This is a genomic window from Pseudoalteromonas sp. NZS71, from assembly GCF_015864715.1.
Taxonomy (GTDB): domain Bacteria; phylum Pseudomonadota; class Gammaproteobacteria; order Enterobacterales; family Alteromonadaceae; genus Pseudoalteromonas; species Pseudoalteromonas arctica.
In genome coordinates, this window is the sequence record NZ_JADYWS010000002.1 from 24363 (window position 1) to 48649 (window position 24287).

Below are 24287 nucleotides of genomic sequence, written 5' to 3' on the forward strand. Positions count from 1 at the left end.
ATTAGACTAAGTAGTGCGATACGCCTTGGTTTTTAGTCGCGTCGTGCTTTCTTAGCTCTTTGTAGTTTGTACTTTTTGGTTTTACATTTTCAGACTCAGGTTTTTTAGAGGGCCTGTATAAGTCAAAAATAAAGTCTAGTTCTTCACGCTCTAGTGATGGTTTCATGAGTATTCCTTCAATTTAATACTTTAATATGATGTAGGGTATGGTCATTCGACTGAATTAAAAGTGAATAGTTACATTTGAAGTTGTACTAAATTGTAACCGGCAGGTTTTGAGGGATGAGAGGGGTTTATTTGTTAATTTATATGGAGTTAAGGTAAATTAAAATAACTCTTTTTAACTAAAAATATACAGCTGAATTTAATTTATTACGTACTTACTATTTGCATATAATGCTGTGGCTATAAATATAACGGTACGAATATAACGGTATAAATACAGCCTTAACCATTAACTAACGGCAGTGTTACGGTAAATACGACACCATCACCTTGTTCGTTGTTTTGCGCTGTTACACTGCCTTTATGGTAGTCGCACACCAGCCTTACAATATAAAGACCTAACCCCAAATGTGGCTGTTGCTGCATTTGCTGGCTACGTACCGACACCATAGAGTCAAAAATATGCTCAGTTAATCCTTCGGGTAACGCAGGGCCTGTGTTACTCACTGTTAATGTTGCTTTATTTTCGCTCTGCTTAAGGCCTACATTAATAGCCGTATTGGCCTCACTAAACTCCAGCGCGTTATTAATAAGCTTATCAAGTAGCTGAGCTATAAACTCCGGTGCACCTTGCATAGGTAATTTGTTTTGGCATACATCAAGCGTAAATAACTGGTTTGGGTAAGTAAGCTGATAGCCTTGCATGCAGCCATTTATTACTTTTTGTAAATCAAAAGGTTCAGGTTCGTTGCTTTGAATGCTTTGCTCAAGGCGAGTGGCTTCGCTCATGGTGGTTATTATTTTACCTAAGCGTTCAACGCCTTCGCTGGCGCGATCAAGGTATTTTTGACTCAGCTCGTTTTGTGGCAAGCTTTGTAAGTTTTCGAGTGACGAGCGCACTACGGCAACCGGCGTGCGCAGCTCATGCGACAACCGCGACGACATATTTTCTAAGTAATCGGTATAGCCGCCAAGTCGGCTTACAATGTTTGAAAAACTACGAGACAGATCGCCAATTTCATCGTTAGCATCGCTGTAATTAATACTGCCGGTAACACGCCCTTGTGCATCAATTGCTTGTTCAGCTGTATCGCGCAGCCGCCTAATTCGGTTCGATATACGTGAGGCAAAAAAGAACAGTGTGACAGTACCAATTAGCATCACAGCTAAAATAACGTTAAAGAGTTTTTCGAGTGACTTATTACGCAGCGTACGTACGCCGTTTGTGGTTTCCTCTGCTATTACCGCGCCAATTACTTGGTCTTGAATCCAAATAGGGTAAGCGGCCGATAAAATAACGGCTTTACTGTCGGGTGTTAATCGCCAAGACGATGCTGGTTGTCCTTTTAATGCTTTCGCTAAATGTGTTCCCTGCATAGAAGCTACATCGTGCAGGGTATCTAAAAACTCATTTTCGGGGCGCGTTAATATCTTATAGTAAATTGGGTGCAAGTAATTTTGCTCAAAGCGCTGCCACCAAGTTTCAGGTGCTTGGTTAGCAAGTCCATCAGCCCAAACGCCATCTGCATTTTGAATAGTACCCGATTGCGCAAGTACGCGATGATGGTTATCAACTACCCAAATGCGGCTACCACTGTGGCCCATGCCTTTTAAAATACGGCTAATTTCTGGAGAAGGGACTAATACTGAGCCTAAATCGTTTGGGTTATTTAAGTTTGAGGTCGACATTATTTTAGGCTCTAACAATGCCTCTTTACTATCAATGTCTACAATGGCAAAGCCAAGTTTGTTGCCCAGCATGTTAATAGGAAAGCGCAGCTCTACGTTATATCCTGATTTGGTACTTTCAAAATAGCCCTGAATTTTTGTAAAAGGGGCTTTGGTATTTGCATCAAACGCATTAACCCAACCATCTTGGCGCGGCGCAATAATGTAAGTATTAAACTGACCGTCTGGCGTTTTTAGGCCAATTTGTAAATAATCGTTATTGGTAATGCTTAAGCTATTTTTAGCGCGATAAATAAGGGTATTGTCGGTGACTTTAAATACGGCGTATAAGTAGTTATCAAATTTTCCCACCATATGATCAAACGATAAGTCACTGGCTTGATGTTTGTTATCTGTTTTTTGTAAGTAGCGCTTGTCGTAGTGCCAAAATAACAGCTGGTAGCTGTCCCAATCGTTAAGTTTACCGTCGAGCTGAATAGGATTTTTAAGATTGTAAGCGTATAAATCGCGGCCTTTTACTACTTGGTCTAAAAAGTTGGTTTGCTCGTCAAATAATGCGGGGCGCTCATGTAATGCAGTAGCAAGAGCACGAGTGGTGCCTACTAGGGTTTTTTCTTGGCCTTGGCGTAAAAACTTTTCCATTTCCCATACGTACTCGTAGCCAAGCCACGGCAGCAAAAACAAAAAACATGAAAGTAATATAAATTTACTGCGCAGACCAAATCGTAGCATTAGTGTTGTTCCCACCGATAGCCCATGCCATACACGGTATCTATGCAATCAAAGGTGCTATCGAGTGCTATAAATTTTTTACGAATACGTTTTACGTGTGAAGTAATGGTGCTGTCGTCTACATAAATTTTTGCATCGCTCATTAATTCGTTACGGCTTTTAACATGGCCTGGTCGCTGGGCAAGTGAATACAGCATCCAAAATTCGGTTACGGTTAAATCAACTAATTGTTGCTGCCAAAATACCTGCATACGTTGCGTGTCGAGCGTTAACTGCCCGCGTGTTATGAGTGCATTTGCATCAGCAGGTTGTTCAAGTGCTTCCATTCGGCGAAATAGCGCACCAATACGCGCAGCCAAGTGAGCCAAGCTTATGTCTTTTGTTAGGTAGTCGTCGGCGCCCATGCGCAGGCCGCATACGGTATCTATTTCGCTATCGCGGGCGGTTAAAAAAATAATAGGCAGTGTTTTAGAAAGCGATCGCAATGTTTGGCACAGTAAAAAACCACCATCTATTTCATGGCCTAGGCCAATATCAACAATGGCTAAATCGGGCAGGGCATTTTTAAATGCAGCTTCAGCGCTAGCGCGATCTGCAAAGCCACTCACTTGGTAGCCCTGTAAGCTCAGCATTTCAATGTAGTTTTCGCGGATTGCGGGTTCATCTTCAACGATGGCTATTTTTTTCATTCTAATCATTATCCTATTGCCTCTGTTGTGCACTATAACGAAGTTTTTAAGCTAAGTACGCTTAAAAAGGCAATTGCCATTTTTTTGCCACAATTGCTCAGCAGTTTGCCATTTTTGATCCCCTTTATTGCCACTTGAGCTTGTTTTAATACACCCATCAAAACAAAACATCATAAATTAAAAAGTAAGTTTAAGGATCAAATCATGAAGAAGACATTAATCGCGTTAACACTCGTTGCTAGTTTTTGTACTCCAGCAATTGCCTCAACATCTAACACGCCATCAAAAGAAGCCCATAAAGAAACGGCTATTGGACTAGGTGCAGGCGCTATTATTGGCGGCGTAGTGGGTGGGCCTATTGGTGCGTTTATTGGGGCATTTGCCGGTGGCTTAATAGGCGATTCAAAAGTAGCCGATAACAAAATTGCTGAGCAAGAGCGTGCCATTACGGTCATGAAAGAAAAAACCAGCGATTACCAACACGTGCTTAACCACAACAATATGTTAGAGCAACAGGTAGAAGTGCTTGCCAATCAAAATGAGCAGTTAACTCAAGTTCAAATTAATAACTTATTGGCGATGACGGTACAATTTAAAACAGGTTCAAGTGTTGTTGCCCCGCATTTTGCACTGCAGTTAGACCAGCTCATTACCTTGTTAAACAACCAACCACAACTCGCAATTGATTTAAGTGGCTTTGCCGATCAGCGCGGCGATGAGCAAGCCAACCTTTTACTTTCTAAAGCGCGTGTAAATGCCGTGCAAAGCTATTTAATAAAACACGGCGTGAGCCATAAACGCTTAAGCACGCAGGCATTTGGCGAACAGCAAACATTGGCTAACAGCAACACGGTGGAAGATAACTTTTTTGATAGACGCGTAACGCTTACCACTCGCTCAATGTACCCAGCAAATGGCCAAATGGCGAGTAACTAAACCTAACGGAACCTAAGTAAAGCTAAGCGTTCGATGGAGTGATTTTATGTTGAGTAAACCAACCAAAATGCTTACTAAAGTAAGCATTTTTATATTCATAGTGATTGTGCTGTTAGCTAGCTTTAAAAGCCATGCGCAATCACCCAAGTTAGAGCTTTTTGATAGCAATGGTGCGCCAGCAGGGCCAGCAATAATATTAAAAAGCGATGCCAATATGACCTTAACCGGCCTGATTAATCATGTTGTAGTAACGCAGACCTATCAAAACGAAAACCCGTTTGCGGTTAATGCGCGCTATGTTTTTCCACTGCCAGATGAAAGCGCCGTACATGCCATGACAATGCACATTGGTGAGCGAGTTATTAAAGGCCAAATTGATAAAAAAGTGGAAGCTGAAAAAAAATACGAGGAGGCTAAAAAAGCAGGTAAGCAAGCAGCCCTTGTACGCCAGCAACGCGCCAATATGTTTATTACGAATGTGGCGAATATTGGTCCTGGTGAGCAAGTAATTATTGAGCTTGAGTATCAAGAAATAATTGACTACAGCAGCGGCACATTTGCTATTAGGTTTCCTACTACCATTACACCGCGTTATCACGCGATTAGTGGTGAAGTTGAAGTTAATACTCAAAACCAAACGCATGTTAATCCGGCCCCAACTGGGTGGTTGAGCCCTGTTTACAGCACTCAAAACATCACTCAAAATAGTACTCAAAATAGTACTCAAAATAGTACTCAAAATGATAACGTACCAAGCAGTCAATTTAGCTTAAACATTTATATAGACGTAGGCTTAGAGCTGGTGGATATCAATTCTAAATTTCATAATGTTGATGTACAAAACACCGCATTTGGGCAATATAAAATAGCGTTAAATGAGAAAAATGCAGTTAATCGCGACTTTGTACTTGAGTTTAAACCGCTGCAAAAAGAGCAAGCTCAAGCCGCATTTTTTACTCAGCAGTTTGAAAATGGTGACCGATACGGGCTTGCTATGCTAATGCCACCGGGGGATCACTTTACACAAACTCAGCGATTACCTCGCGAAATGGTATTTGTAGTTGATACGTCAGGCTCTATGCACGGGCAATCTATGGAGCAAGCTAAAAAAGCCTTGTTTTATGCGCTGTCATTACTCGATAGCGACGACAGCTTTAACATAATTGGTTTTGACAACATAGTGACTCCAATGAGCGATAAACCACTTATAGCCAGCGACTTTAATTTACGCCGCGCAGAGCGATTTATTTATAGCCTAGAAGCCGACGGCGGCACAGAAATACAAGGTGCGCTTAATGCCGTACTTGATGGCAGCGAGTTTGATGGTTTTGTACGCCAAGTTGTATTTTTAACTGATGGTAGCGTTAGTAATGAGGATGCATTGTTTAAAAATATTCAAAGTAAATTAGGTGATAGCCGCTTATTTACGGTAGGTATTGGCAGCGCACCTAACAGCTTTTTTATGCGCCGAGCGGCAGATGTTGGTAAGGGCTCATTTACGTTTATAGGCAGCACAAGCGAGGTGCAACCTAAAATGCAGCAGTTGTTTGATAAGCTTGCACATCCGGCTATTACTAATTTGGCGCTAAGCGATGAAAGCGGTAACAGCTTAGATTTTTGGCCATCACCACTACCTGATTTATATTTTGGCGAGCCTATCATGGTCGCTATAAAACTTAATAATGCTAAAAGTGTGGTACTTGCTGGGCAAACTGCACAAGGGCCCTTAAGTATTAGATTAAGTACACAAAATAGCTCAAGCGCTCAAGGTATAGCAAAACTGTGGGCGCGCCAAAAAATTAAGTCATTACTTTTATACAACGAGCAAAGTACCGTTAAAGATGAAGTACAGGAACTTGCGCTTACTCATCAATTACTTAGCCCGTTTACTGCTTTTATAGCGATTGAACAAACTCAAATAAAAGAAGTGGCAAAGCAAACGGCGCAAGCTACTAATGCAGTACCACAAAGTATGGCAATGCGTTTACCGCAAACCGATGGGCAAAGCAGATTACATATATTGCTAGGATGTATTTTATTACTCGGCTATGGCGCTCTTAAAATAAACCGATCATTTAAATTAAGCAGGGCACGTAAATGAAAAAGTGGCTAAGCGCGGGCTTACTAATAGCTGGGCTTGGATTATTTGGCCACGGTGCTTATATGCAGGCAAAAGCGTGGCTTGCTCAAGTATTAATTGAACAAGCATGGCAAGAGGAGCTTAAATCACCCGGCACTAAAGTAAAGCCGTGGTATTACGCCGACAGCTACGTTACTGCAAAGCTTGATTGGCCAAGTCATAATAAAACATTAAGTGTATTGGCTGGAGCGAGTGGTCGTAATTTAGCATTTGCGCCAAGCCAATTTTTACCCGCAGGGGAGCTTGGCGGAAAAGAATTTGGAAACGAAAAAGGCGCGCTAATAGCAGGGCATAACGACACCCACTTTGCATTTTTACAAAACGCAAAAGTGGGGGAGGCGTTTACTTTGCAGCTGCAAAGTGGGGTGATACAAAATTATAAAGTAACGGGGATTGAGGTTATTCATCAATCCCAAAACACATTTTTACAAACACCCGGGCTGTATTTGCTTACCTGTTACCCTTTTGATTCGCTTGCCTTGGGTACTGATTTAAGATTGCTTGTATCTGCGCAAATGTCTTCGCCCGATTCGCTAAGCGGTATATCAACCACAAGTTCTTGATGGCGCTGGCTTACCATTACACCAATAAATACCACAAATATGCTCAGCCATTGCCAAACGTTGAGCACTTCGCCCAAAATAATAGCTGACAAAATAAGTGTAAAAATAGGAATTAAATTAGAGTATGCAGCAGCGGTTAATACCGATACTTTGCTAATTGCATAGTTGTACATGCCGTAGCCGCCAAGGGTTACACACGAGCCTAAATACAAAATGCTCATAAGCGCGGTTAAGTCGTGTTGGTTTTCGCTTGGTAGGTCGATAAAAAACAAAAATGGTGCAAAAAACAAGCTGCCGCTAATACCTTGCAACGCAATTAAAGTCAGGGGCGAGTAGCGATTAGCTAAATGTTTAATACTTACGGTATAAAATGCAGCGCACACCATAGCCATAAGCTCTAAAAAGTTACCCAACAGCGGATTAGGTGCCTGCTCAGAACTTGGTGAAAGAAGCGTAAGTAAAATACTGCCGCCAATACACAGCGTAAAGCCGACCACGATGGATTTACTTATGTATTCTTTAAGTAATAAAAAGGCAAGCAGCGCAATAATAATGGGCAAGCACGACACAATAACCCCAGCCTGCGAGGCCGATGTGTATTCCATTGCATGGCCTTCAAATAAAAAGTACAAGCAAGGCTCAGCAAGCGACATACCCACTAAATACTTCCAGTCACCTTTTAAATACTCAAACCGAATAACGTAGCGCCACAAACAAAGCGACAAAACTAACGTGGTGAGCATGCGTAAAAATATCACCAAGGCAGGGTCGTAAATAGCAATGGCGTATTTGAGCGCAATAAAAGAGCTGCCCCATAAAAAGGTAGCAATAATTAAACATAAACTGGCAGGCATAGAGAGTAATTTACTTAATTTAATAAAATCAGATCCTAGCATGAAAATTTTTAACTTGTTCAAAAATACCGAGCTGGTATAAATTAATTCATCTTTAATTAATCAGTAGTAAAAAGCACATGCAAAGGGAACAGGTAATAGTTGTAAAGCTTGGTACAAGCGTACTTACTGGCGGCACCGATAAACTAGATAAAGCACACATGGTTGAATTAGTACGCCAATGCTGCGAGCTTAAAAAGCAGGGGCATCACGTTATTTTAGTATCGAGTGGCGCGGTAGCTGCTGGGCGCGAACAGCTATTAAAACCCTGTGGCAGAAGCTTAATTGATAAGCAAATGCTTGCTGCAATTGGACAAGGCCAACTTATTCATATTTGGCAGAGCTTATTTGCTTTATATGGGGTAAATGTAGGGCAAATGCTGCTAACTCGCGCTGATGTAGACGACAGAGAGCGCTACCTTAATGCCCGCGATACACTCACCGCATTATTAAATTACGACGTTGTACCCATCATTAACGAAAATGACGCTGTAGCCACGAGCGAAATAAAAGTAGGCGACAACGATAATTTATCGGCACTTGTCGCTATTTTGGCTAATGCTAATAAGTTATTGCTGCTAACCGATCAAGAAGGGTTATTTACCAGCGATCCGCGCACAAACGCCGATGCTACTCTCATTGGTGAAGTAACACATATAAACGATGAGCTGCGCCAACTTGCTGGTGGCAGTGGCACAAATTTAGGCACCGGCGGTATGGCGACTAAACTGCAAGCCGCCGACATTGCAAGGCGCGCAGGCGTTGAAGTTATTATTGCTAAAGGCGCAGGCAAAAACGTTATTTTAAAATGCATGAGTGATGAATTACCCGGTACACGTTTTTTAAAACTCACCGCCCCAAAAGATGGCCGTAAAAAATGGCTACTAGCTGGGCCAAAAAGTACCGGCCAAATTGTTATTGATACAGGTGCTATTACAGCGCTGCAAAATAAAGGTGCAAGCTTACTCGCTAAAGGCGTTACTAATGCATTTGGACGTTTTGAACGCGGTGATTTAATTGATTTAATTGATAATAAAAATCAAGTGATTGCACGGGGCTTAACGCGCTTTAGTAGCACCGAGGTAAATAAAATAAAGGGTGCGCATTCTAGTCAAATAGGCCAATTACTCGATTACGATAGTGGCGCAGAAGTACTTCATAGGGATGATATGGTATTGCTATAGAAGCACTTTTAGTAAATTAAATTACTTGAGTGTAATTCTCGCAGTATTACACTTTTTTGATTGTAAATTTGTGCTAAAATCTGGCTCCTTAAATTGTTGTAAGCAGAGCACAGAACATGAAATTAGTTCGTTGGTTTTTAGGTTGTATAATCTTATTCTTTAATTTTGTATTTACTCCTCGCAGTAAAAAGCGTGCAAGCGACGAGCAAGCACAGCTTGATCAGCAAACCTCACAATTTAAACTGTATCAATTTAAAGCATGCCCGTTTTGTGTAAAAGTACGTCGCGCCATTAAACGCGAAGGCTTAAACATAGAAACGCGTGATGCAAAAGACAATGAGCAATATCGTCAAGAGCTACTAGAACAAGGCGGCAAAGTTAAAGTGCCTTGCCTGCGTATAGAGCAAAACGGCCAAGTACAATGGCTGTACGAATCAAACGATATTATTGCTTACTTAAACAAAGTAGCTGCATAAACCACTTTTATTATCTCACTTATTTAAAGAGAATATACCATGACAATTCGCACCCGTGTTGCCCCGTCGCCAACTGGTGACCCGCATCTTGGCACCGCTTATATCGCCTTATTTAACTACTGTTTTGCTAAACAACAAGGCGGTGAATTTGTACTTCGTATAGAAGATACAGACCAAGTACGTAGCACGCCAGAGTCTGAACTTGCGATTATGGATAGCCTACGTTGGTTAGGGCTTGAGTGGGATCATGGTCCTGATGTGGGTGGCGAATTTGGTCCTTACCGTCAATCTGAGCGTAGCGATTTATATAAAAAATACGCGCATCAGTTAGTTGATGATGGTAAAGCGTTTTACTGCTTTGCAACAAGCGAAGAGCTTGATCAAATGCGTGAAGAGCAAATGGCAGAAGGCCTACGCCCTAAATATGACGGTCGTGGTTTAAACCATACAGATGAAGAAATTAAAGCAAACTTAGCTGAAGGCAAACCTTACGTTATACGTATGAAAATCCCAAGCGAAGGCACATTTAAGTTTAACGATTACCTTCGTGATGAAATTGAGATCCCGTGGGAAAACGTAGACATGCAAGTGCTTTTAAAAGCGGATGGTTTCCCAACGTACTTTTTAGCGAACGTAGTTGACGACCACCATATGGAAATTAGTCATATTTTCCGTGGCGAAGAGTGGATTAACTCAGCACCTAAGCTGTTAAAGCTTTATGAAGATTTTGGTTGGGAAGCGCCAGTACTTGGTCACTTACCATTACTACGTAACCCAGATAAATCAAAGCTGTCTAAGCGTAAAAACCCAACGTCTATTAATTACTATAAAGAAATGGGTTACCTGCCAGAAGCCGTGCTTAACTACTTAGGCCGTATGGGCTGGTCAATGCCTGATGAGCGTGAAAAGTTCACACTCAATGAAATGATTGAAAACTTCGACATGAAGCGCGTATCGCTTGGTGGTCCAGTATTCGACGTAGATAAATTAAGCTGGTTAAACGGCATGTGGATCCGCGAAAATCTAACCGACGAGCAGTTAATTCAGCGCTTTGTTGATTGGAAGTTTAATGGCGAAATGCTCGCTAAAATATTACCAGAAGTTAAAACACGTATTAATACGCTGTCGGATATGGTTGAGCTTGCAGGGCACTTTGTAGGTGGTATTCCAACTTACGATCCTGCGCTATTAACAGCCGGCAAAGCAGACGAAAACGTGATTCGCCAAGCGCTACAATTTTTTGTATGGCAGCTTGAAGGTTTACGTAGCTTTGAAAAGCCCGCTATTTTTGCAATTGCAAAAGAAGTTGCAACATTCCACGAGCTTAAGATTAAAGACTTTTTAGAGCCAATATTTGTCGCAATTACTGGCAAAACGTCAAGTACGTCAGTGCTTGATGCAATGGAAATATTGGGGTCTGACCTATCACGCGCCCGTTTACGTGTAGCACTTGCTCATTTAGGTATTTCTAAAAAGCAGGCTAAAAATATAGAGCGTGCGTACCGCGAATACCCAAGTGCATAATTGCTAAACAATGTACTTTTAAAAGCCGAGCTTAGTAAAATAAGTTCGGCTTTTTTGTTTCAGGCTGTTTAGCTATATGACATCGTATTTTGATATTGTTTAACTAAAGTATTAGTACTTAGCCCAATGATACAATAGGGTATATAAACTCATGGGAGGCAGTATGATTGCAACCGTTAAAAACAAAGCCATTTTTAGCAGTAACACATTTTCGATAAACCTTGTTACTTACCCAACCAATCATAGCGTAATGAACCATATTGACCCTGTGCAGCAAGGGCGCTATTACAAGCTCAATTTTGTATTAGAGAAACCTAAAGCGGGTGGGGTATTTAAATGCTCAAAATGCATTATAAATTTATTTAATCGCGTGTATTTGTTCAGACCCGATAAGTACGAACACAGCGTATCTAAAATCGAGTCTGGAAAGCGTGTGCTACTGAGCTTTGCGCTTAATATATAATTTGCACTTTTACTTATTAATAGTCGTAGGCCTGTCCGGTGCATAAAACAGATAAGTCGCAGTACGATACAGAGGTTTCACTACAGGAATTAATAGTAAAAGCATTCCCGCCCCTGCGCATAGCATCAGCTTTAAGTAAATCAATCGCGTTTGATTTAGAGCGATTGTAACTTGCATTATTGCTGCCCATACCGTCGCCATCACAGCTTTCACCTTCTATTCGGCCTAAAAGTGTTGCGCCACTTTCGTGTGCTTCTTGGTCGCTATAAAATTGCTGTAAATCTCTTTTATTAACGTAGGTGCCAATTTCTTGAGATAAAACGCCGTTGTCTATATCTGTATGATAAGTCATGCTTGAACAACCAGTTATTGTGGCGAGCACAGTTATTGTTGCTATAAAACGTAGCATATTCATTAATCCTTTAATTTATTTAAAGTAGTAAATTACTAACAAAATCAAATGCTGGCAATGTTTACTGCTGAGTAAATTGTTAGCATTTGTAAATGTATTTAGATTTTACTGAGCATAGGGTAAGTAAACAAAAAGAAGTGACAAACATTAACCAACCAATGGCATAAAATAGCCCACTCTAAGCGCTGCGTTTTATAAAAAACATAGCCGTATCCTAAGCCTGCAATAAATGAAACCAATACATAGTTAAATCCTCCAGCAAAATGCGCCAAAGCAAACACTGCAGCTGTCATTATTGGAGCAAGTAGCGCTAGGCGAGTAGATGTGATTATTTGGCTAAGTTTGGTTTGTAATAAACCTCTAAACAAAGCTTCCTCAGTTACACAGGTAAATAAAAGATTAATAGCAATAAAGGCTAACCAAAAGTTGGGCACTTTTGGGTTAAAGCTTACAAGTCCAAGTGTTAAAGCCGCAGTGAGCGAAGCTAAAACAGTAGCAATAATTATAAAAATAGGTTGTTTAACGTTTAATGGGCCTGCTTTATTAGAGTCTGCTTTTAAAGCTTTTTTATTCGAATAAAAGTAAGCACAAAGGAATAACCCAGCCATAGCTTTATCAAAATTAGCATAAAGGGTAAAAGCAATCGCATCGCTTGTAATACACTCATCTATAACAATAGGGAGGTTATTAAAACCAGGCACCCAATGAAGTGCTAATGCCAATGAGGAAACTATAAAAACAGTACTTAATATAGCGCGTATTATTGCCCGCTTTGTATTTAGCACACTGTAGTATAAAACAACGTAAAGCCCAGTACTGAGCAGTGCATATAAATTTATGTAACCTTGAAAATACGCACTTACAACACCTAAAGCTAGTAAGTAGTGCCAAAGGGGTTGCCGCATTATTGATATTTTGCAGTACGGAAAAACACATATAATTGATAGCGCTAATAAATAAAAAGTCATTGTTTTTTATTGCTCTGTTTTATTTAGCCATTAATCTAACAGATTCGACCTCTCAATATTTTTTTTCTGGTAATATAGATAGGTTATAAGCAGTTTAAGCAGTGAACAAACTATGTTAAGTCCTTTTTTTCAGCAGCATGCTGATTATGTTTCTATCTCTCGTGAGCAGGGTTGTCGATTCGCTAAATGCGTTGCTGACGATTACAATCCACTTCACGACAAAGATGCCAAAAAGTTTTGCGCGCCAGGGGACTTACTTTTTTCATTGGTACTAGACCGCTACGGTATTAGTGAACAAATGGAATTTACTTTTGCTGGTATGGTTGATGAAAACACCAAACTTAATTTTCCTGAGGGAGCTGATGAGTTTGATGTTACCAATGGCGAAAAAGTAATTTTAAAGGTAAAGCGCAGCGGTAAAACCAGCCAATGCCCAGCATTAACTAATAGTCTTATAAAAAATTATGTTGAGTTTTCTGGTACTACTTTTCCGCATGTAATTATTCCATTAATGGGCAAGCAAGAGGTAATGATAAACCCTGCTCGTCCGATGGTGATTTACGAATCAATGCTTATCAATCTTGATAATCTTAATATTACAGAACCAGAACTTGAGTTTGCAGAGCCTAGTTTTGAGTATGCCGGTAAGCGCGGAAAAATCACACTACGTTTTAACCTGTTAGAAAACGGCGTTAAAGTGGGTAGTGGTGAAAAGCACATGGTGGTTTCGGGTATTCGCGAATACTGCCAAGCAACAGTTGATGATTTAATCGCGTTTTACAACGAACGTAAAGCGACACTAAAGCCAGCTTAAAGCTACAGAAAATTATAAAAGGCGCTAAATACAACTGTTATTTAGCGCCTTTTTTATTGGTTTTTTATTGTTTTAGCGCTAAAGCGAAAGTGAGTAACTACGATTAAATACTTTTCTGAACTGGTTAATTTACGCAGTACAGTAATATGCGTACAATAGCGCTCTTTGTTATTTTAAAGCTAAGCCTATGTCTGCCACTACGTTCTCATCACTTAATCTCGACCCGTTATTATTAACTGCGATTGAGCAAAATAATTACACTCAACCTACCGCAATTCAGATTAAAACCATTCCGCCTATTTTAGCCGGAAGTGATGTAATGGGCAGTGCACAAACAGGTACAGGTAAAACAGCTGCTTTTGTTTTACCGCTGTTACATAAGCTTTTAAATACACCTAAAAAAGATGAACCAGGCGTTGCTCGTGTTGTAATTTTAACGCCAACCCGTGAGCTTGCTCAGCAAGTATTTGCAAGCTTTGAAAAGTACGCACAAGGCACTAACATTAATGGTGCTTTAGCGTATGGCGGCGTAAGTATTGGTCCACAAATAAAAGCACTTAAAACAGCCCAAGTTATAGTGGCAACACCTGGGCGTTTACTTGATCATATAGTTAAAGGCAGTGTGGTGCTTTCAAGCGTAGACTCCTTAGTGTTTGACGAAGCTGACCGCATGCTTGATATGGGTTTTATTGATGAAATTAGACGTATATTGCGCCATATCCCAGGCGATCGCCAAACCTTACTATTTTCAGCTACGTTTGATGACAGCGTGTTTGAGCTCAGTAAAAAGTTATTAAAAAACCCAGAGCTAATTGAAGTTGATAAACGTAACTCAGCAGCCGTTGAAGTAGAGCAAGTTATTTACGCTGTAGATGAGGATCGTAAGCGCGAGCTTGTATCGCACATGATTGGCATGAAAAACTGGCGCCAAGTGCTTATTTTTACCCGCACAAAACAAATGGCTGATCAGCTCGCTAAAGAAATGTGTAAAGACGGTTTAAAAACCGAGTCAATCCATGGCGACAAATCACAAGGCGCGCGCGACCGCGCACTACAAAACTTTAAAGATGGTATTACACGAGTACTTGTTGCAACGGATGTAGCCGCGCGTGGTTTAGATATTTCAACACTTAGATACGTAATTAACTTTGAGCTACCATACATTGCAGAGGATTACGTACACCGTATTGGTCGTACAGGTCGTGCAGGTGAGCAAGGGCTTGCTATGTCGTTGGTTAGTATTGATGAGCAATGGTTACTAGAAGAAATAGAAGTACTACTCGATACGCGTTTAACGCCACAATGGTTAGCAGGCTACGAGCCCGATCCAAATAAAAAGCCAAAAGATAATCGTAAAAATACTAATAAGTCGCGAAAAGATCGCGATAAAAAGCGTATTACCGGTAAAAGAGAGCCAAGTAGACGCCGTAAATAATAGCTTTTCCTTTGCTTTTTTGCCTATACTGGAGCTATTAAATAGCCGAGGTAAAGCAATGTTTGAAATTGATCAATGGGCATTTTCTGGTATTGATGGCCAAATATCTTTGCATAAATGGCAAAAAACAATCGACCTTATAACGGGGCTTTTTTCAGCCCCGTCTGGTTATATAGTTCAGGCAACAAGCAAAGGCTATCGCGTTGTTATTAGAAGTAACGAAGGTGGCTCTAACTTTGAGACCAACCCTATACTCCCTCCTCAAACTCCTCTGTTTTGTCGCCACGTAGCTGAAACTAACAATACATTATATGTTAATGATGCAAGTAATAATGATGCATGGAACACCCTACCAGAAGTAGTTGAAGACGGTGTTGAATCCTACCTAGGTTTACCCATTCATTGGCCTGAAGGCGAAGTGTTTGGCACGTTATGTTTAAAAGACACTAAAATAACAAGCTATACCGATGAATACTTTGAACTCATAGAACAGCTACGCGATTTGATTGAAGACGACTTAGCGCTTGTTTATAGCTATGAGCAAATGCGTGAAATAGCCATGTTAGACTCATTAACGAATATTTATAATCGCCGAGCACTTAACTTACTAGCTCAGCAAAAGCTTAACTTAGCACTGCGTTTAGGCTTTGACGTGTGTTGTTTGTTTATCGATATAAACGACTTTAAAAAATTAAACGACACCTGCGGACATGAAGTGGGCGACAAAGCCTTAATTATATTGGCAGATACGCTAAAAACGCATTTAAGAGATGCTGATATAGTAGGGCGCTTAGGTGGCGATGAGTTTGTTGCAATAATGCAAGTAAGCGATAAAAGCAAGATTAACTACATCATGGATAAAATTTCGACTGAGTATTCAAAAGCCTTACTCAAAGAAGACGTTTGCGATTTATCGCTTAGTATTGGTTATAGTTTTACTAATAAGCAAAAGCAGCCCTTTGAAGCGCTATTAAATGATGCAGACCACGCAATGTATAAAAATAAACAAGCGTATAAGCTCGCTAAAAAGGCACAATAATAAAAGGAGGTTCGTCATGACTCATGCCACACAAACTTGGCTGGTTTTTTCTGCGATAGGTTTTATTTTTTCCTTAGCAATAATAAGCTTATTTGAAACGTTCCCTAGCATTAGATTTATATCTAATGAGGGAATAATTTTTGGTGTTATGTGCTCCTCTATGGGGTTTGCCTTAAAAAGGCTTGAGAGTAATAACCAAAAACACCTTCAATAAATAGCTTAAGCTGCAAATCTTTACTTGTATTTATTAATTAATTTTTCAAAGAACGGACATAAAAAAGCAAGCCATGAGGCTTGCCAAGAAGGGTGTTAATTAGCTCTAACCTAGCTTTTAAGCTATTAGCTTTTCCGCAAGGTTCAATTCCATAATGGCTTTTAATAAACGGTATAAATTAATTGACGCGTCAATTTCTTCTTTACGGTTTGTTAAGCTTTCAATATTTAAGCCCAGCGGTACATCTAAATGCGCACAGCTTTTAAGTATTAAGTCGAGGTTTTCGCGGCAAATACGGACTGATTCGCTTAATGTATTGTCTGCATCAAGCATGCGCCATTTAGTTGCCTCTGGCACTGAGATACCCAACCATTGCATAAACTCTAAGGTTTTTTCGCCGCCGCACGGGGTAAACGTTAATATAATACGTTGAGGTGTAATCCCTTGTGCTTTACATGTACGTGCGTAGCTAGTAATTAACTCTATAGTCGCTTGTGCATCGTAAACAGCTTGCGATATAAAAAACTGACAACCTTGTGCTGTTTTTTCTATTAATCGTTCGTGCTCATTTCGTTTACTTGAATGGCGCTCGGCAATCGTAACGCCACCTAAAAAGAAATCATCTGATTGCTCAGCCATCGCTTTATAAGCATCTGGCAGGCTTAGCTTTATATCGCCTATCGATGATGGGCTACCTACTAAAACTACATTTTGTAAATCGTAGTCGTTTTTAGTTTCACTTAGCCAATCTTTAAATTCGCCTACGCCACGCTGCGCCACACTTTTATAAGTAATCACATCTTGTGCAGATAAATTACGAAGTAAATGGCTGTATTCACGCGGATCAACGGTTTGTTTAAACGCAAATGGACGGTCTTGATTAGTGCGGCTGCTTTCGTCTTGAATGTCATAAATTATCACGCCGTCGTATTCAATTTCGTGTAAGCGACCTAATAGCTTTTCTGCAATGGTTTTTAATTGCGCTTTATCGGTGCCAATTTTAGGCGGGGTAGTACCAATAAGATAAACACCTTGGTTGGTGTCCACTATCTTCTCTTTTAGTGATAAAGCCATAATCCTCATTCCAGCTAAGTTTGTTTTGATGGATTTAATATAGCAGCCATTTAGACGTCTAGATAGATTTATTTAATGAAAGTTTTTCAATTAACATGATGTTTATTCATAGTGCTTGTTCCCATAATTTATAATTGACACAGTTGTTTACATAATAAATTCCCTTGGGGCTCTTATATTTATTGGCTTTGGGGCATAATTAAAGAGTTAAATCTGACAACAAATTTGCTCAATTTAAAAAGGGACAACAATGAAATTTAAATTATTAGCAACCAGCTTAGCGGTATCGCTGGCGTTAACAGGTTGCGCCATGCAACAAAACCAAAGCACGCAAACAACTGCACAACAAGAACAAGTAAATAAAGCTGATGACCGTGTTTTCTCGCAAGATTATTTAATTGAAGAGCTAGAAAACGGCTTACGTGTCATGGTTGTTAAAACCGACTACCCTGATGTAGTGTCGCTGCAAATTCCGGTATCGGTTGGGTCGCGTAACGAAGTTGAAGAGGGCAAAACAGGCTTTGCTCACTTTTTTGAACACATGATGTTTAAAGGCTCACAAAAATACCCTGAAGATGTGTACTCAGACATATTAAAAAATTCAGGTGTTGATAACCGCGCTTATACAACAAACGATTTTACAAACTACCATTTAAACTTTTCAAAACAGCATCTTGATAAAGTGCTTGAGCTTGAAGCTGATATTTTTCAAAACTTAACCTACACCGAAGAGCAATTTAGAACAGAAGCACAAACGGTAAAAGGTGAGTACTTAAAAAACAACGCGAGCCCAATTCGTAAATTATTAAGCGCTGTACGCGAAGAAGCGTTTGATAAGCACACGTATAAACACACCACTATGGGCTTTTTTAAAGACATAGAAGCCATGCCAGATCAAATGGCGTACGGGAAAGAGTTTTTTGCTAAATTTTATAAACCTGAGTATGTGTCACTTGTTATTGTGGGCGATGTAGATCCACAAGCAACAATGGCAATGGTTAAAAAGCATTGGGGTAGCTGGAAAAAGGGTAACTATGTTGCTGACATTAAAGCAGAGCCTGTTCAACAAGCACCAAAATATTTGCACCAGCAAGATGAAGCGCTACCAGGGCATTGGTTACTTGTATCGTACAAAGGCGCTGCGTGGGAGCCTGCTAAAAAAGACAGAGCGGCACTTGATTTAATCTCACAGCTTTATTTTTCAAATAATTCAGATTTATATCAAGAGCTAGTGGTCGACAAAAAAATTGCCAGCCAAATGTTTACCTATAACCCAGAGACCAAAGATCCGGGTTTATTACACGTATTTGTTAAAGTAGAAAACGCAGATGATTTAGCCACTGCGCGCGATGCCATTAACCGAACTTATGCAAAAGCACGCACTGAGCTTGTTGATGAGCAAAAGTTGAGTGATTTAAAATCGAACCTTAAATACAGCTTTATTAATGGCTTGGATTCATCGCAAGCGATTGCATCAACTCTTGCCAGCTACATGCATTTTGAGCGCGATCCTGAGGTTATAAACCAGCTGTATAAATCGGCAGATAACATCACCAGCGCAGATATTAAAGCCGTTGCTAACAAATACTTTACTGATAACGCACGTACCACATTAACGATGTCGGCACTTGATAAAGCCCCAGGTTTCGAGCAAGAGGTTGATTTAAATGCGCTTACTGCAAAGCTTGAACAAGCACCTGCGGCACCTGTATTTAAAGTACTTGATAAAACCAATAGCTCGCCATTAATTGATGTTAACTTTTTATTCAATACCGGTGCGGCTGCCGACCCACAAGGTAAAAAAGGTGTTGCTGCGCTCACTGCGGCTATACTTGCACAAGGTGGCTCAGAGGCGACAAGCTATAAAGATATTCAAAAAGCACTTTATCCGCTTGCGGGTAGCTTTGGCTATCAAATAGATAAAGAAATGCTGTCGTTTCAAGGGCGTATTCATAAAGATAATGCGGCGCAGTGGTATACACTTGTGAGCGATCAATTACTAAACCCAGGTTTTAGAGATGACGATTTTAAGCGCCTTAAAAAAGAAATGATCGACGGCATTAAGTCAGGCTTAAAAGCATCTAACGATGAAGAGCTAGGCAAAGAAGTGCTATACAGTGCGCTTTACAAAAATCACCCTTATGAAAGTTACAACTACGGTGATATTTCGGATTTAGAAGCGTTGACGCTAGATGATGTTAAAGCGTTTTATAACAGCGAGCTTACGCAATCTAAACTCACGGTTGGCTTAATTGGGGCTGTGCCTGCAAAGCTTAAAGCTAAAATGATGAGCGATTTTGCAACGCTACCAAAAGGTGAGCAAAGCCGTTTAAGTATTCCTGATGCACCAGCGCTTAAAGGTCATCATGCAACTATTGTAGAAAAATCGGCGCAATCGACAGCGGTATCGTTTGGTTTTCCTATTGATACAATAAGAAGTAGCGAAGACTGGACAGCCCTTTGGCTTGTGCGTTCGTACTTTGGTGAGCACCGTAGTTCTAACAGCTTTTTATATGAGCGCATTCGTGAAACTCGCGGTATGAACTATGGCGATTACGGATACATTGAATACTTTCCACGTGGTATGTTTCAAACCAAGCCTGATGCAAATCTAGGGCGCTCTGAGCAAATATTTCAAGTGTGGTTACGCCCACTTCGCTCTAATAACGATGCGCACTTTGCAACACGTACCGCCTTGTTTGAGCTAGATAAGCTAATTAAAAATGGTATGAGCGAAGATGACTTTGAAGCAACGCGTAACTTTTTAATTAACTTTGTGCCGCAAATGGTGGCAAGTCAAAACCGCCAATTAGGTTACGCACTTGATAGCGAATTTTACAACATAGATAGCTTTGTAAGTTACGTAACTAACAAACTTAAAACGCTAACGCTTGCTGATGTAAATCGCGTTATTAAAGAAAACTTACAAACAGACAATGTTCACTATGTGTTTATAACCGCAGACGGCGCTGATATGCAAAAACGTTTAGCATCGCAGCAAACCTCACCAATGGTTTACAACACAAAAAAACCAGCGGAACTAGTTGCTGAGGATAAAGTAATTGCTGATTACAAATTAGCAATTCCTGCAAAAAATATTGAAGTAGTAAAAGTTGAAAAAGTATTTCAATAATTTAAGTGGTTTTTAATGGTTGGAAAGTGCCCTAACTTATGGGGCACTTTATATCTTTAATGACTCTGTAGTAGGGTCCTTTAATTAATGAAACGCGCATCATATATTTTGATGGCAATACCAATAATCATAATTATTAAACTAATGAGAAGTAATATATTTATTCCACGCTTTTCTTTATTTTTTAATTCAGAGTCATCACTCATTTTGAATTCCTCATTTCTATTTGTTTATGTAAAAAATCAATAAAACTAAATATAGCTTAGCTCGGTATAATGAACAAACTTAGCTTAAATCCTAATTAATTTAGCGTTTTTTTACGCCGTCAGCTGTACGTCAGTCCGTATTTTTTCATATGACAGGTGAGCTTTCGTATGTTGCTAGCTTTTGATTTTTATTAATTTACTATATTTTAAGTATGTATTGGTAATTTTAGCTACTGTCGTATAACTTAATCTAAAAAATGGGTACGTATTTGAAATATCATTTCTGGGTGCTAGGGCGTGTTGAACTCTGTGGATTGAAATTTGTTCAATCTAGGGTCGATTTAATCGCGGCGCGAGGTTTGTAACCTAGTGGGCTAAGTAAAAACCGAGCAACAAAGAGTTAATCGTCCCTAGTTATATCTAATAACCAGAACAAATAACTAAGGGATTAACACCTTAGGCTTTAAATCCGTTAGACTTGGGAAAAGGCTATTTTATATCAACTTAAGGCAGTGCAGTATTATGCGTCATGCAATTTGGCAACAGCTTCGCGACGAAGCTAACGATGTAGTAACACGTGAACCATTATTAGCAAGTCATGTTTATTCATGCATTTTGAATCATGATTGTTTAGGTTCGGCATTGAGCTTTATTGTTGCTAATAAGTTGGCTGATGCGGTGGTATCGGCATTCACTATCCGAGAGCTGTTTGACCAAGCATTTGTAAAATGTGACCGTATGCTATCTTTTGTTGCTGAGGATATTAAAGCGGTAAAAGACCGCGACCCTGCATCAGAAACCTATCTTACGGTTATATTAAATCTAAAAGGTTTTCATGCTATTCAGGCACACCGTTTGGCTAATTGCTTGTGGCAACAAAACCGCAAAGAGTTAGCGCGCTTTATTCAAAGCCGTAACTCTGAAGTGTTTGGGGTTGATATTCACCCAGCATGTAAAGTAGGTAAAGGCATTATGTTTGACCACGCAACCGGTATTGTTATTGGTGAAACAGCGGTAATTGAAGATAATGTATCAATTTTGCAATCTGTAACGCTTGGCGGTACAGGTAATGAGCAGGGCGATCGTCATCCTAAAATTAGAGCGGGTGTATTAATTGGCGCTGGCGCTAAAGTGCTTGGTAATATTGAAGTAGGTGAGGGCGCACGAATTGGTGCGGGCTCAGTTGTACTTAGCAATGTTCCACCACACACAACCGCTGTTGGCGTACCCGCTAAAATTATTGGTCGACCGGATTGTGAGTGTCCGGCGCAAAGTATGAACCAAAACTTTTTAGCAAATCCTGAGCCTGAAAACGAATCGCACACGAGTGCAATGCTATAAGTAATTAAAAAATAATAAAACTTAAAAGGAATTAACATGAACAAGAATAGTTTATTGGCTCTAGGGATTGGGTTTATTGCGGGTGTAGGTTTAACTTGGAGCTACTTTAACGCAGCTTCAAGTCATCCAGAATCTGTTAAGTCGCAGCCAAGTTATGAAAAACAGCAAAAGCTTCATACTGAACAACAAAGTAATGAAGTATTAAGTAATGCAGACTCTGCAGTACCTGAGCAAGATGCTAGTGTAGAGCCCGCTGAAGACACGCCTCCAACCTATTCAGAAACCCAAATGCTTGATGAACTACCTTTAGAAGAGCAAGTAACTCAGCTTAAGCAGCAACTCGCCGAACAGAAAGCGACAGTTAAAAGCATTTTAAAGCAAATGAGAGGTCCTTCAGATTTTGAGAAGATCTTACGTGATAAATTTGAAAAGCAAACGCGTGACGAAGAATGGGCTTATCGTACTGAAATGGCATTACAAGATTTTTTATTAACAGCTGATTTAGCGATTATACCCGATGTTGTTAGTGCAAAATGTAAAACGACGATATGTGAATTTGAACTAGCCGCACCCGCTGATAACGACACATTTGATAATTCTCAATGGCGAGAGCTAAACGACAAGTTGATGAAGCAAGAGTTTTGGCAACAATTTAAAAGCACTACCTCCACATCAAGCGATAGCGAGCTTAAATTGTTGCTAAGTACAGAGTTTTAAGTAATACCAACTTTATGTAATAGGTATAACCTGTGATTCTATAGAGCCATCAACGAGCTCTGTAATCAAAACATCGCCTGTTTTAATTTGCCCCACAGATTTAACCACTTTGCCTTGTTGTGTTTTAGTGATGCTATAGCCGCGCGCTAAAACATTAAGCGGACTTACTGAATCTAACCTGCTTGCTTGCAGTGCTAAGCTATTATTCGCTTGCTGTAACTGATGTTGTATAGCTTGGTTTAGCCTAGCTTGTAATTGCGAAAGTTGATGGCTTGCTGTAGCGAGTTTTTTATCGGGTGATTGGCGCATTAAACGCGGCGTTAAGTTATTGAGTGTGCGTTCTTGTTGGTATAAACGATTACGCATCGCCTGTTGCAGCGCAATGCTTAGCTCATCCAAACGTTGTGATTTTTGATTAAGCTGATTACGCGGATGACATAAATTAAGGCGGTGTTGTAACTGCGTTGCTAGTGCGCGCTTGTCGGCAATGCCGTGCTTAAACGCGTTAGATAAACGATTAACTAATTGCGTTACTTTGTTGTGTAACTCTTGCGTATTTGGGCTTACAAGCTCAGCTGCGGCTGATGGGGTCGCTGCACGAACATCAGCAACGTAATCGCTAATAGTGGTATCTATTTCGTGGCCTACCGCACTTACTATGGGTAATTCACTTTTGAAAATAGCGCGGGCGAGCTGTTCGTGATTAAAACACCATAAATCTTCAAGTGATCCGCCGCCTCGCCCTAAAATAAGTACGTCTACTTCATCACGTGTGTTGGCTAATTCAATTTGGTTAATTAAATGCACGTGCGCTTCTTTGCCTTGTACCATAGCAGGGTAAATGATGACTTCTAGCTGCGGTGCACGGCGTTTGAGTACCGTTAAAATATCTTTTATAGCAGCGCCGGTTGCTGAGGTAATAACACCAATGCGATTAATATTTTGGGGCAATGGCTGTTTGTGAGCAGAGCTAAATAATCCTTCGGCGGCTAAACGCATTTTAAGCGCATCAAATTCTTGTTTTAGCTGGCCTTCGCCTGCGGGTTCCATATGCTCAACAATAAGCTGGTAGTCACCGCGAGGTTCATAAAGCGATACACGCGCTTTTACTGTAACTTGTGCGCCATTTACAGGGCGGTAGCTTTGGTTGCGATTATTGCCTCGCCACATGGCGGCTTTAATTTGTGCTTTATCGTCTTTTAACGAAAAGTACCAATGTCCAGATGCAGGGGTAATAAAGTTAGAAATTTCGCCCGTGAGCACTAAAGATGCAAAACCTTGCTCAAGGATTGTGCGAATTTCTCTATTAAGGCGTGAAACGGTGTAAACCGCCTGCGAAGGCTTCGAAAACATAAAAAACAACCTAAAACTATTTATAAAGCAAGGGTCTATTGATCTTTGCAGGTTAAAATTTGTTCAAACTAAGGGCGATTTAATCGCGGCGCGAGGTTTGTAACCTAGTGGGCTAAGTAAAAACCGA

Annotated in this window: 23 protein-coding genes; 14 read left to right on the forward strand and 9 right to left on the reverse strand. The window is 40.3% G+C overall.

What is annotated here, in order from left to right:
• Position 1: 1 nt before the first annotated feature.
• From I6E85_RS01200 to pdsR, 3 genes are all read right to left on the reverse strand, one after another.
• Entirely contained in the window at positions 2-166 is a 165-nt protein-coding gene (locus tag I6E85_RS01200) for a hypothetical protein (RefSeq protein WP_007581574.1), read from the reverse strand.
• A gap of 281 nt (positions 167-447) precedes the next feature.
• Complete coding sequence (pdsS, locus tag I6E85_RS01205) at positions 448-2586, reverse strand: proteobacterial dedicated sortase system histidine kinase (protein WP_197236480.1); 2139 nt, start codon at positions 2584-2586, stop codon at positions 448-450.
• Positions 2586-3275, reverse strand: coding sequence for a proteobacterial dedicated sortase system response regulator (pdsR, locus tag I6E85_RS01210; protein ID WP_197236481.1), 690 nt, complete (start codon positions 3273-3275; stop codon positions 2586-2588). Before pdsR ends, pdsS begins: the two co-directional genes overlap by 1 nt.
• A 204-nt stretch (positions 3276-3479) precedes the next feature.
• Between pdsR and pdsO the strand changes: the two genes are divergently transcribed.
• Genes pdsO through I6E85_RS01225 form a run of 3 tightly spaced genes read left to right on the forward strand, consistent with a single transcriptional unit; the run spans position 3480 to position 6914 of the window.
• Positions 3480-4211, forward strand: coding sequence for a sortase-associated OmpA-like protein PdsO (pdsO, locus tag I6E85_RS01215; RefSeq protein WP_197236482.1), 732 nt, complete (start codon positions 3480-3482; stop codon positions 4209-4211).
• A gap of 46 nt (positions 4212-4257) precedes the next feature.
• Positions 4258-6312 carry a marine proteobacterial sortase target protein gene (locus I6E85_RS01220; protein ID WP_024607494.1) on the forward strand — a complete coding sequence of 685 codons (2055 nt, stop codon included), beginning with the start codon at positions 4258-4260 and terminating at the stop codon, positions 6310-6312.
• Positions 6309-6914, forward strand: coding sequence for a class GN sortase (locus I6E85_RS01225; protein ID WP_197236483.1), 606 nt, complete (start codon positions 6309-6311; stop codon positions 6912-6914). Before I6E85_RS01220 ends, I6E85_RS01225 begins: the two co-directional genes overlap by 4 nt.
• Here the strand turns inward: I6E85_RS01225 and I6E85_RS01230 are convergent.
• Positions 6809-7768 carry a DMT family transporter gene (locus I6E85_RS01230; RefSeq protein ID WP_197187952.1) on the reverse strand — a complete coding sequence of 320 codons (960 nt, stop codon included), beginning with the start codon at positions 7766-7768 and terminating at the stop codon, positions 6809-6811. The genes I6E85_RS01225 and I6E85_RS01230 overlap by 106 nt on opposite strands.
• 119 nt (positions 7769-7887) lie before the next feature.
• Between I6E85_RS01230 and proB the strand changes: the two genes are divergently transcribed.
• The 4 genes from proB to I6E85_RS01250 all read left to right on the forward strand — a co-directional run bounded on the left by proB (position 7888) and on the right by I6E85_RS01250 (position 11454).
• Positions 7888-8991 (forward strand): glutamate 5-kinase, encoded by a 1104-nt coding sequence (gene proB / locus I6E85_RS01235; protein ID WP_197236484.1) that lies wholly within the window; start codon positions 7888-7890, stop codon positions 8989-8991.
• Between the two features lie 116 nt (positions 8992-9107).
• A complete protein-coding gene (locus I6E85_RS01240) occupies positions 9108-9467 on the forward strand; it encodes a glutaredoxin domain-containing protein (protein WP_007581591.1) in 360 nt (119 codons plus the stop codon).
• Between the two features lie 39 nt (positions 9468-9506).
• The gene (gltX, locus tag I6E85_RS01245; protein WP_007581594.1) at positions 9507-10991 is read left to right on the forward strand and encodes a glutamate--tRNA ligase; all 1485 of its coding nucleotides are present in this window, start codon (positions 9507-9509) and stop codon (positions 10989-10991) included.
• 163 nt (positions 10992-11154) lie between these two features.
• On the forward strand, positions 11155-11454 hold the full coding sequence (locus I6E85_RS01250; RefSeq protein ID WP_021032137.1) for a hypothetical protein: 300 nt from the start codon (positions 11155-11157) through the stop codon (positions 11452-11454).
• Between the two features lie 16 nt (positions 11455-11470).
• Here the strand turns inward: I6E85_RS01250 and I6E85_RS01255 are convergent, their stop codons facing one another.
• Together I6E85_RS01255 and I6E85_RS01260 are read right to left on the reverse strand one after the other, a co-directional pair.
• Positions 11471-11863, reverse strand: coding sequence for a hypothetical protein (locus tag I6E85_RS01255; protein WP_024590055.1), 393 nt, complete (start codon positions 11861-11863; stop codon positions 11471-11473).
• A gap of 101 nt (positions 11864-11964) precedes the next feature.
• Positions 11965-12771: a CPBP family intramembrane glutamic endopeptidase gene (locus I6E85_RS01260; protein ID WP_231388431.1), complete on the reverse strand. Its 807-nt coding sequence runs from the start codon at positions 12769-12771 to the stop codon at positions 11965-11967.
• 175 nt (positions 12772-12946) lie between these two features.
• Here I6E85_RS01260 and I6E85_RS01265 point away from each other — a divergent pair, with 175 nt between their 5' ends.
• The 4 genes from I6E85_RS01265 (at position 12947) to I6E85_RS01280 (ending at position 16336) form a co-directional block, all read left to right on the forward strand.
• Entirely contained in the window at positions 12947-13648 is a 702-nt protein-coding gene (locus tag I6E85_RS01265; RefSeq protein ID WP_024590053.1) for a DUF3581 domain-containing protein, read from the forward strand.
• A gap of 187 nt (positions 13649-13835) precedes the next feature.
• Positions 13836-15083: a DEAD/DEAH box helicase gene (locus I6E85_RS01270; RefSeq protein ID WP_024590052.1), complete on the forward strand. Its 1248-nt coding sequence runs from the start codon at positions 13836-13838 to the stop codon at positions 15081-15083.
• A gap of 58 nt (positions 15084-15141) precedes the next feature.
• Entirely contained in the window at positions 15142-16122 is a 981-nt protein-coding gene (locus tag I6E85_RS01275; protein ID WP_197236485.1) for a sensor domain-containing diguanylate cyclase, read from the forward strand.
• Between the two features lie 16 nt (positions 16123-16138).
• On the forward strand, positions 16139-16336 hold the full coding sequence (locus I6E85_RS01280; protein WP_024590050.1) for a hypothetical protein: 198 nt from the start codon (positions 16139-16141) through the stop codon (positions 16334-16336).
• 117 nt (positions 16337-16453) lie between these two features.
• Here I6E85_RS01280 and I6E85_RS01285 read toward each other — a convergent pair whose 3' ends face one another.
• A complete protein-coding gene (locus I6E85_RS01285; RefSeq protein ID WP_021032136.1) occupies positions 16454-17410 on the reverse strand; it encodes a methylenetetrahydrofolate reductase in 957 nt (318 codons plus the stop codon).
• A gap of 250 nt (positions 17411-17660) precedes the next feature.
• Between I6E85_RS01285 and I6E85_RS01290 the strand changes: the two genes are divergently transcribed.
• The gene (locus tag I6E85_RS01290; protein WP_024590049.1) at positions 17661-20543 is read left to right on the forward strand and encodes a pitrilysin family protein; all 2883 of its coding nucleotides are present in this window, start codon (positions 17661-17663) and stop codon (positions 20541-20543) included.
• A gap of 80 nt (positions 20544-20623) precedes the next feature.
• On the opposite strand, the gene I6E85_RS21130 is transcribed toward I6E85_RS01290, so the two are convergent.
• Positions 20624-20749, reverse strand: a complete 126-nt coding sequence (locus I6E85_RS21130) for a hypothetical protein (RefSeq protein ID WP_007581611.1) — start codon at positions 20747-20749, stop codon at positions 20624-20626.
• 522 nt (positions 20750-21271) lie between these two features.
• Here I6E85_RS21130 and cysE point away from each other — a divergent pair.
• Both cysE and I6E85_RS01300 read left to right on the forward strand, forming a co-directional pair.
• Positions 21272-22090 carry a serine O-acetyltransferase gene (cysE, locus tag I6E85_RS01295; RefSeq protein WP_007581613.1) on the forward strand — a complete coding sequence of 273 codons (819 nt, stop codon included), beginning with the start codon at positions 21272-21274 and terminating at the stop codon, positions 22088-22090.
• Positions 22091-22126: 36 nt separating this feature from the next.
• Positions 22127-22807 (forward strand): hypothetical protein, encoded by a 681-nt coding sequence (locus tag I6E85_RS01300; RefSeq protein WP_197236486.1) that lies wholly within the window; start codon positions 22127-22129, stop codon positions 22805-22807.
• Between the two features lie 12 nt (positions 22808-22819).
• Here I6E85_RS01300 and xseA read toward each other — a convergent pair whose 3' ends face one another.
• Positions 22820-24160, reverse strand: a complete 1341-nt coding sequence (gene xseA, locus I6E85_RS01305; protein WP_024590047.1) for an exodeoxyribonuclease VII large subunit — start codon at positions 24158-24160, stop codon at positions 22820-22822.
• Positions 24161-24287 lie beyond the last annotated feature (127 nt).

What these genes read in the sequence shown, in the direction of transcription:
- I6E85_RS01200 (WP_007581574.1), bottom strand. Translation starts at nt 166, where the DNA reads ATGAAACCATCACTAGAGCGTGAAGAACTAGACTTTATTTTTGACTTA.
- pdsS (WP_197236480.1), bottom strand. Translation starts at nt 2,586, where the DNA reads ATGCTACGATTTGGTCTGCGCAGTAAATTTATATTACTTTCATGTTTT.
- pdsR (WP_197236481.1), bottom strand. Translation starts at nt 3,275, where the DNA reads ATGAAAAAAATAGCCATCGTTGAAGATGAACCCGCAATCCGCGAAAAC.
- pdsO (WP_197236482.1), top strand. Translation starts at nt 3,480, where the DNA reads ATGAAGAAGACATTAATCGCGTTAACACTCGTTGCTAGTTTTTGTACT.
- I6E85_RS01220 (WP_024607494.1), top strand. Translation starts at nt 4,258, where the DNA reads ATGTTGAGTAAACCAACCAAAATGCTTACTAAAGTAAGCATTTTTATA.
- I6E85_RS01225 (WP_197236483.1), top strand. Translation starts at nt 6,309, where the DNA reads ATGAAAAAGTGGCTAAGCGCGGGCTTACTAATAGCTGGGCTTGGATTA.
- I6E85_RS01230 (WP_197187952.1), bottom strand. Translation starts at nt 7,768, where the DNA reads ATGCCTGCCAGTTTATGTTTAATTATTGCTACCTTTTTATGGGGCAGC.
- proB (WP_197236484.1), top strand. Translation starts at nt 7,888, where the DNA reads ATGCAAAGGGAACAGGTAATAGTTGTAAAGCTTGGTACAAGCGTACTT.
- I6E85_RS01240 (WP_007581591.1), top strand. Translation starts at nt 9,108, where the DNA reads ATGAAATTAGTTCGTTGGTTTTTAGGTTGTATAATCTTATTCTTTAAT.
- gltX (WP_007581594.1), top strand. Translation starts at nt 9,507, where the DNA reads ATGACAATTCGCACCCGTGTTGCCCCGTCGCCAACTGGTGACCCGCAT.
- I6E85_RS01250 (WP_021032137.1), top strand. Translation starts at nt 11,155, where the DNA reads ATGATTGCAACCGTTAAAAACAAAGCCATTTTTAGCAGTAACACATTT.
- I6E85_RS01255 (WP_024590055.1), bottom strand. Translation starts at nt 11,863, where the DNA reads ATGCTACGTTTTATAGCAACAATAACTGTGCTCGCCACAATAACTGGT.
- I6E85_RS01260 (WP_231388431.1), bottom strand. Translation starts at nt 12,771, where the DNA reads ATGCGGCAACCCCTTTGGCACTACTTACTAGCTTTAGGTGTTGTAAGT.
- I6E85_RS01265 (WP_024590053.1), top strand. Translation starts at nt 12,947, where the DNA reads ATGTTAAGTCCTTTTTTTCAGCAGCATGCTGATTATGTTTCTATCTCT.
- I6E85_RS01270 (WP_024590052.1), top strand. Translation starts at nt 13,836, where the DNA reads ATGTCTGCCACTACGTTCTCATCACTTAATCTCGACCCGTTATTATTA.
- I6E85_RS01275 (WP_197236485.1), top strand. Translation starts at nt 15,142, where the DNA reads ATGTTTGAAATTGATCAATGGGCATTTTCTGGTATTGATGGCCAAATA.
- I6E85_RS01280 (WP_024590050.1), top strand. Translation starts at nt 16,139, where the DNA reads ATGACTCATGCCACACAAACTTGGCTGGTTTTTTCTGCGATAGGTTTT.
- I6E85_RS01285 (WP_021032136.1), bottom strand. Translation starts at nt 17,410, where the DNA reads ATGGCTTTATCACTAAAAGAGAAGATAGTGGACACCAACCAAGGTGTT.
- I6E85_RS01290 (WP_024590049.1), top strand. Translation starts at nt 17,661, where the DNA reads ATGAAATTTAAATTATTAGCAACCAGCTTAGCGGTATCGCTGGCGTTA.
- I6E85_RS21130 (WP_007581611.1), bottom strand. Translation starts at nt 20,749, where the DNA reads ATGAGTGATGACTCTGAATTAAAAAATAAAGAAAAGCGTGGAATAAAT.
- cysE (WP_007581613.1), top strand. Translation starts at nt 21,272, where the DNA reads ATGCGTCATGCAATTTGGCAACAGCTTCGCGACGAAGCTAACGATGTA.
- I6E85_RS01300 (WP_197236486.1), top strand. Translation starts at nt 22,127, where the DNA reads ATGAACAAGAATAGTTTATTGGCTCTAGGGATTGGGTTTATTGCGGGT.
- xseA (WP_024590047.1), bottom strand. Translation starts at nt 24,160, where the DNA reads ATGTTTTCGAAGCCTTCGCAGGCGGTTTACACCGTTTCACGCCTTAAT.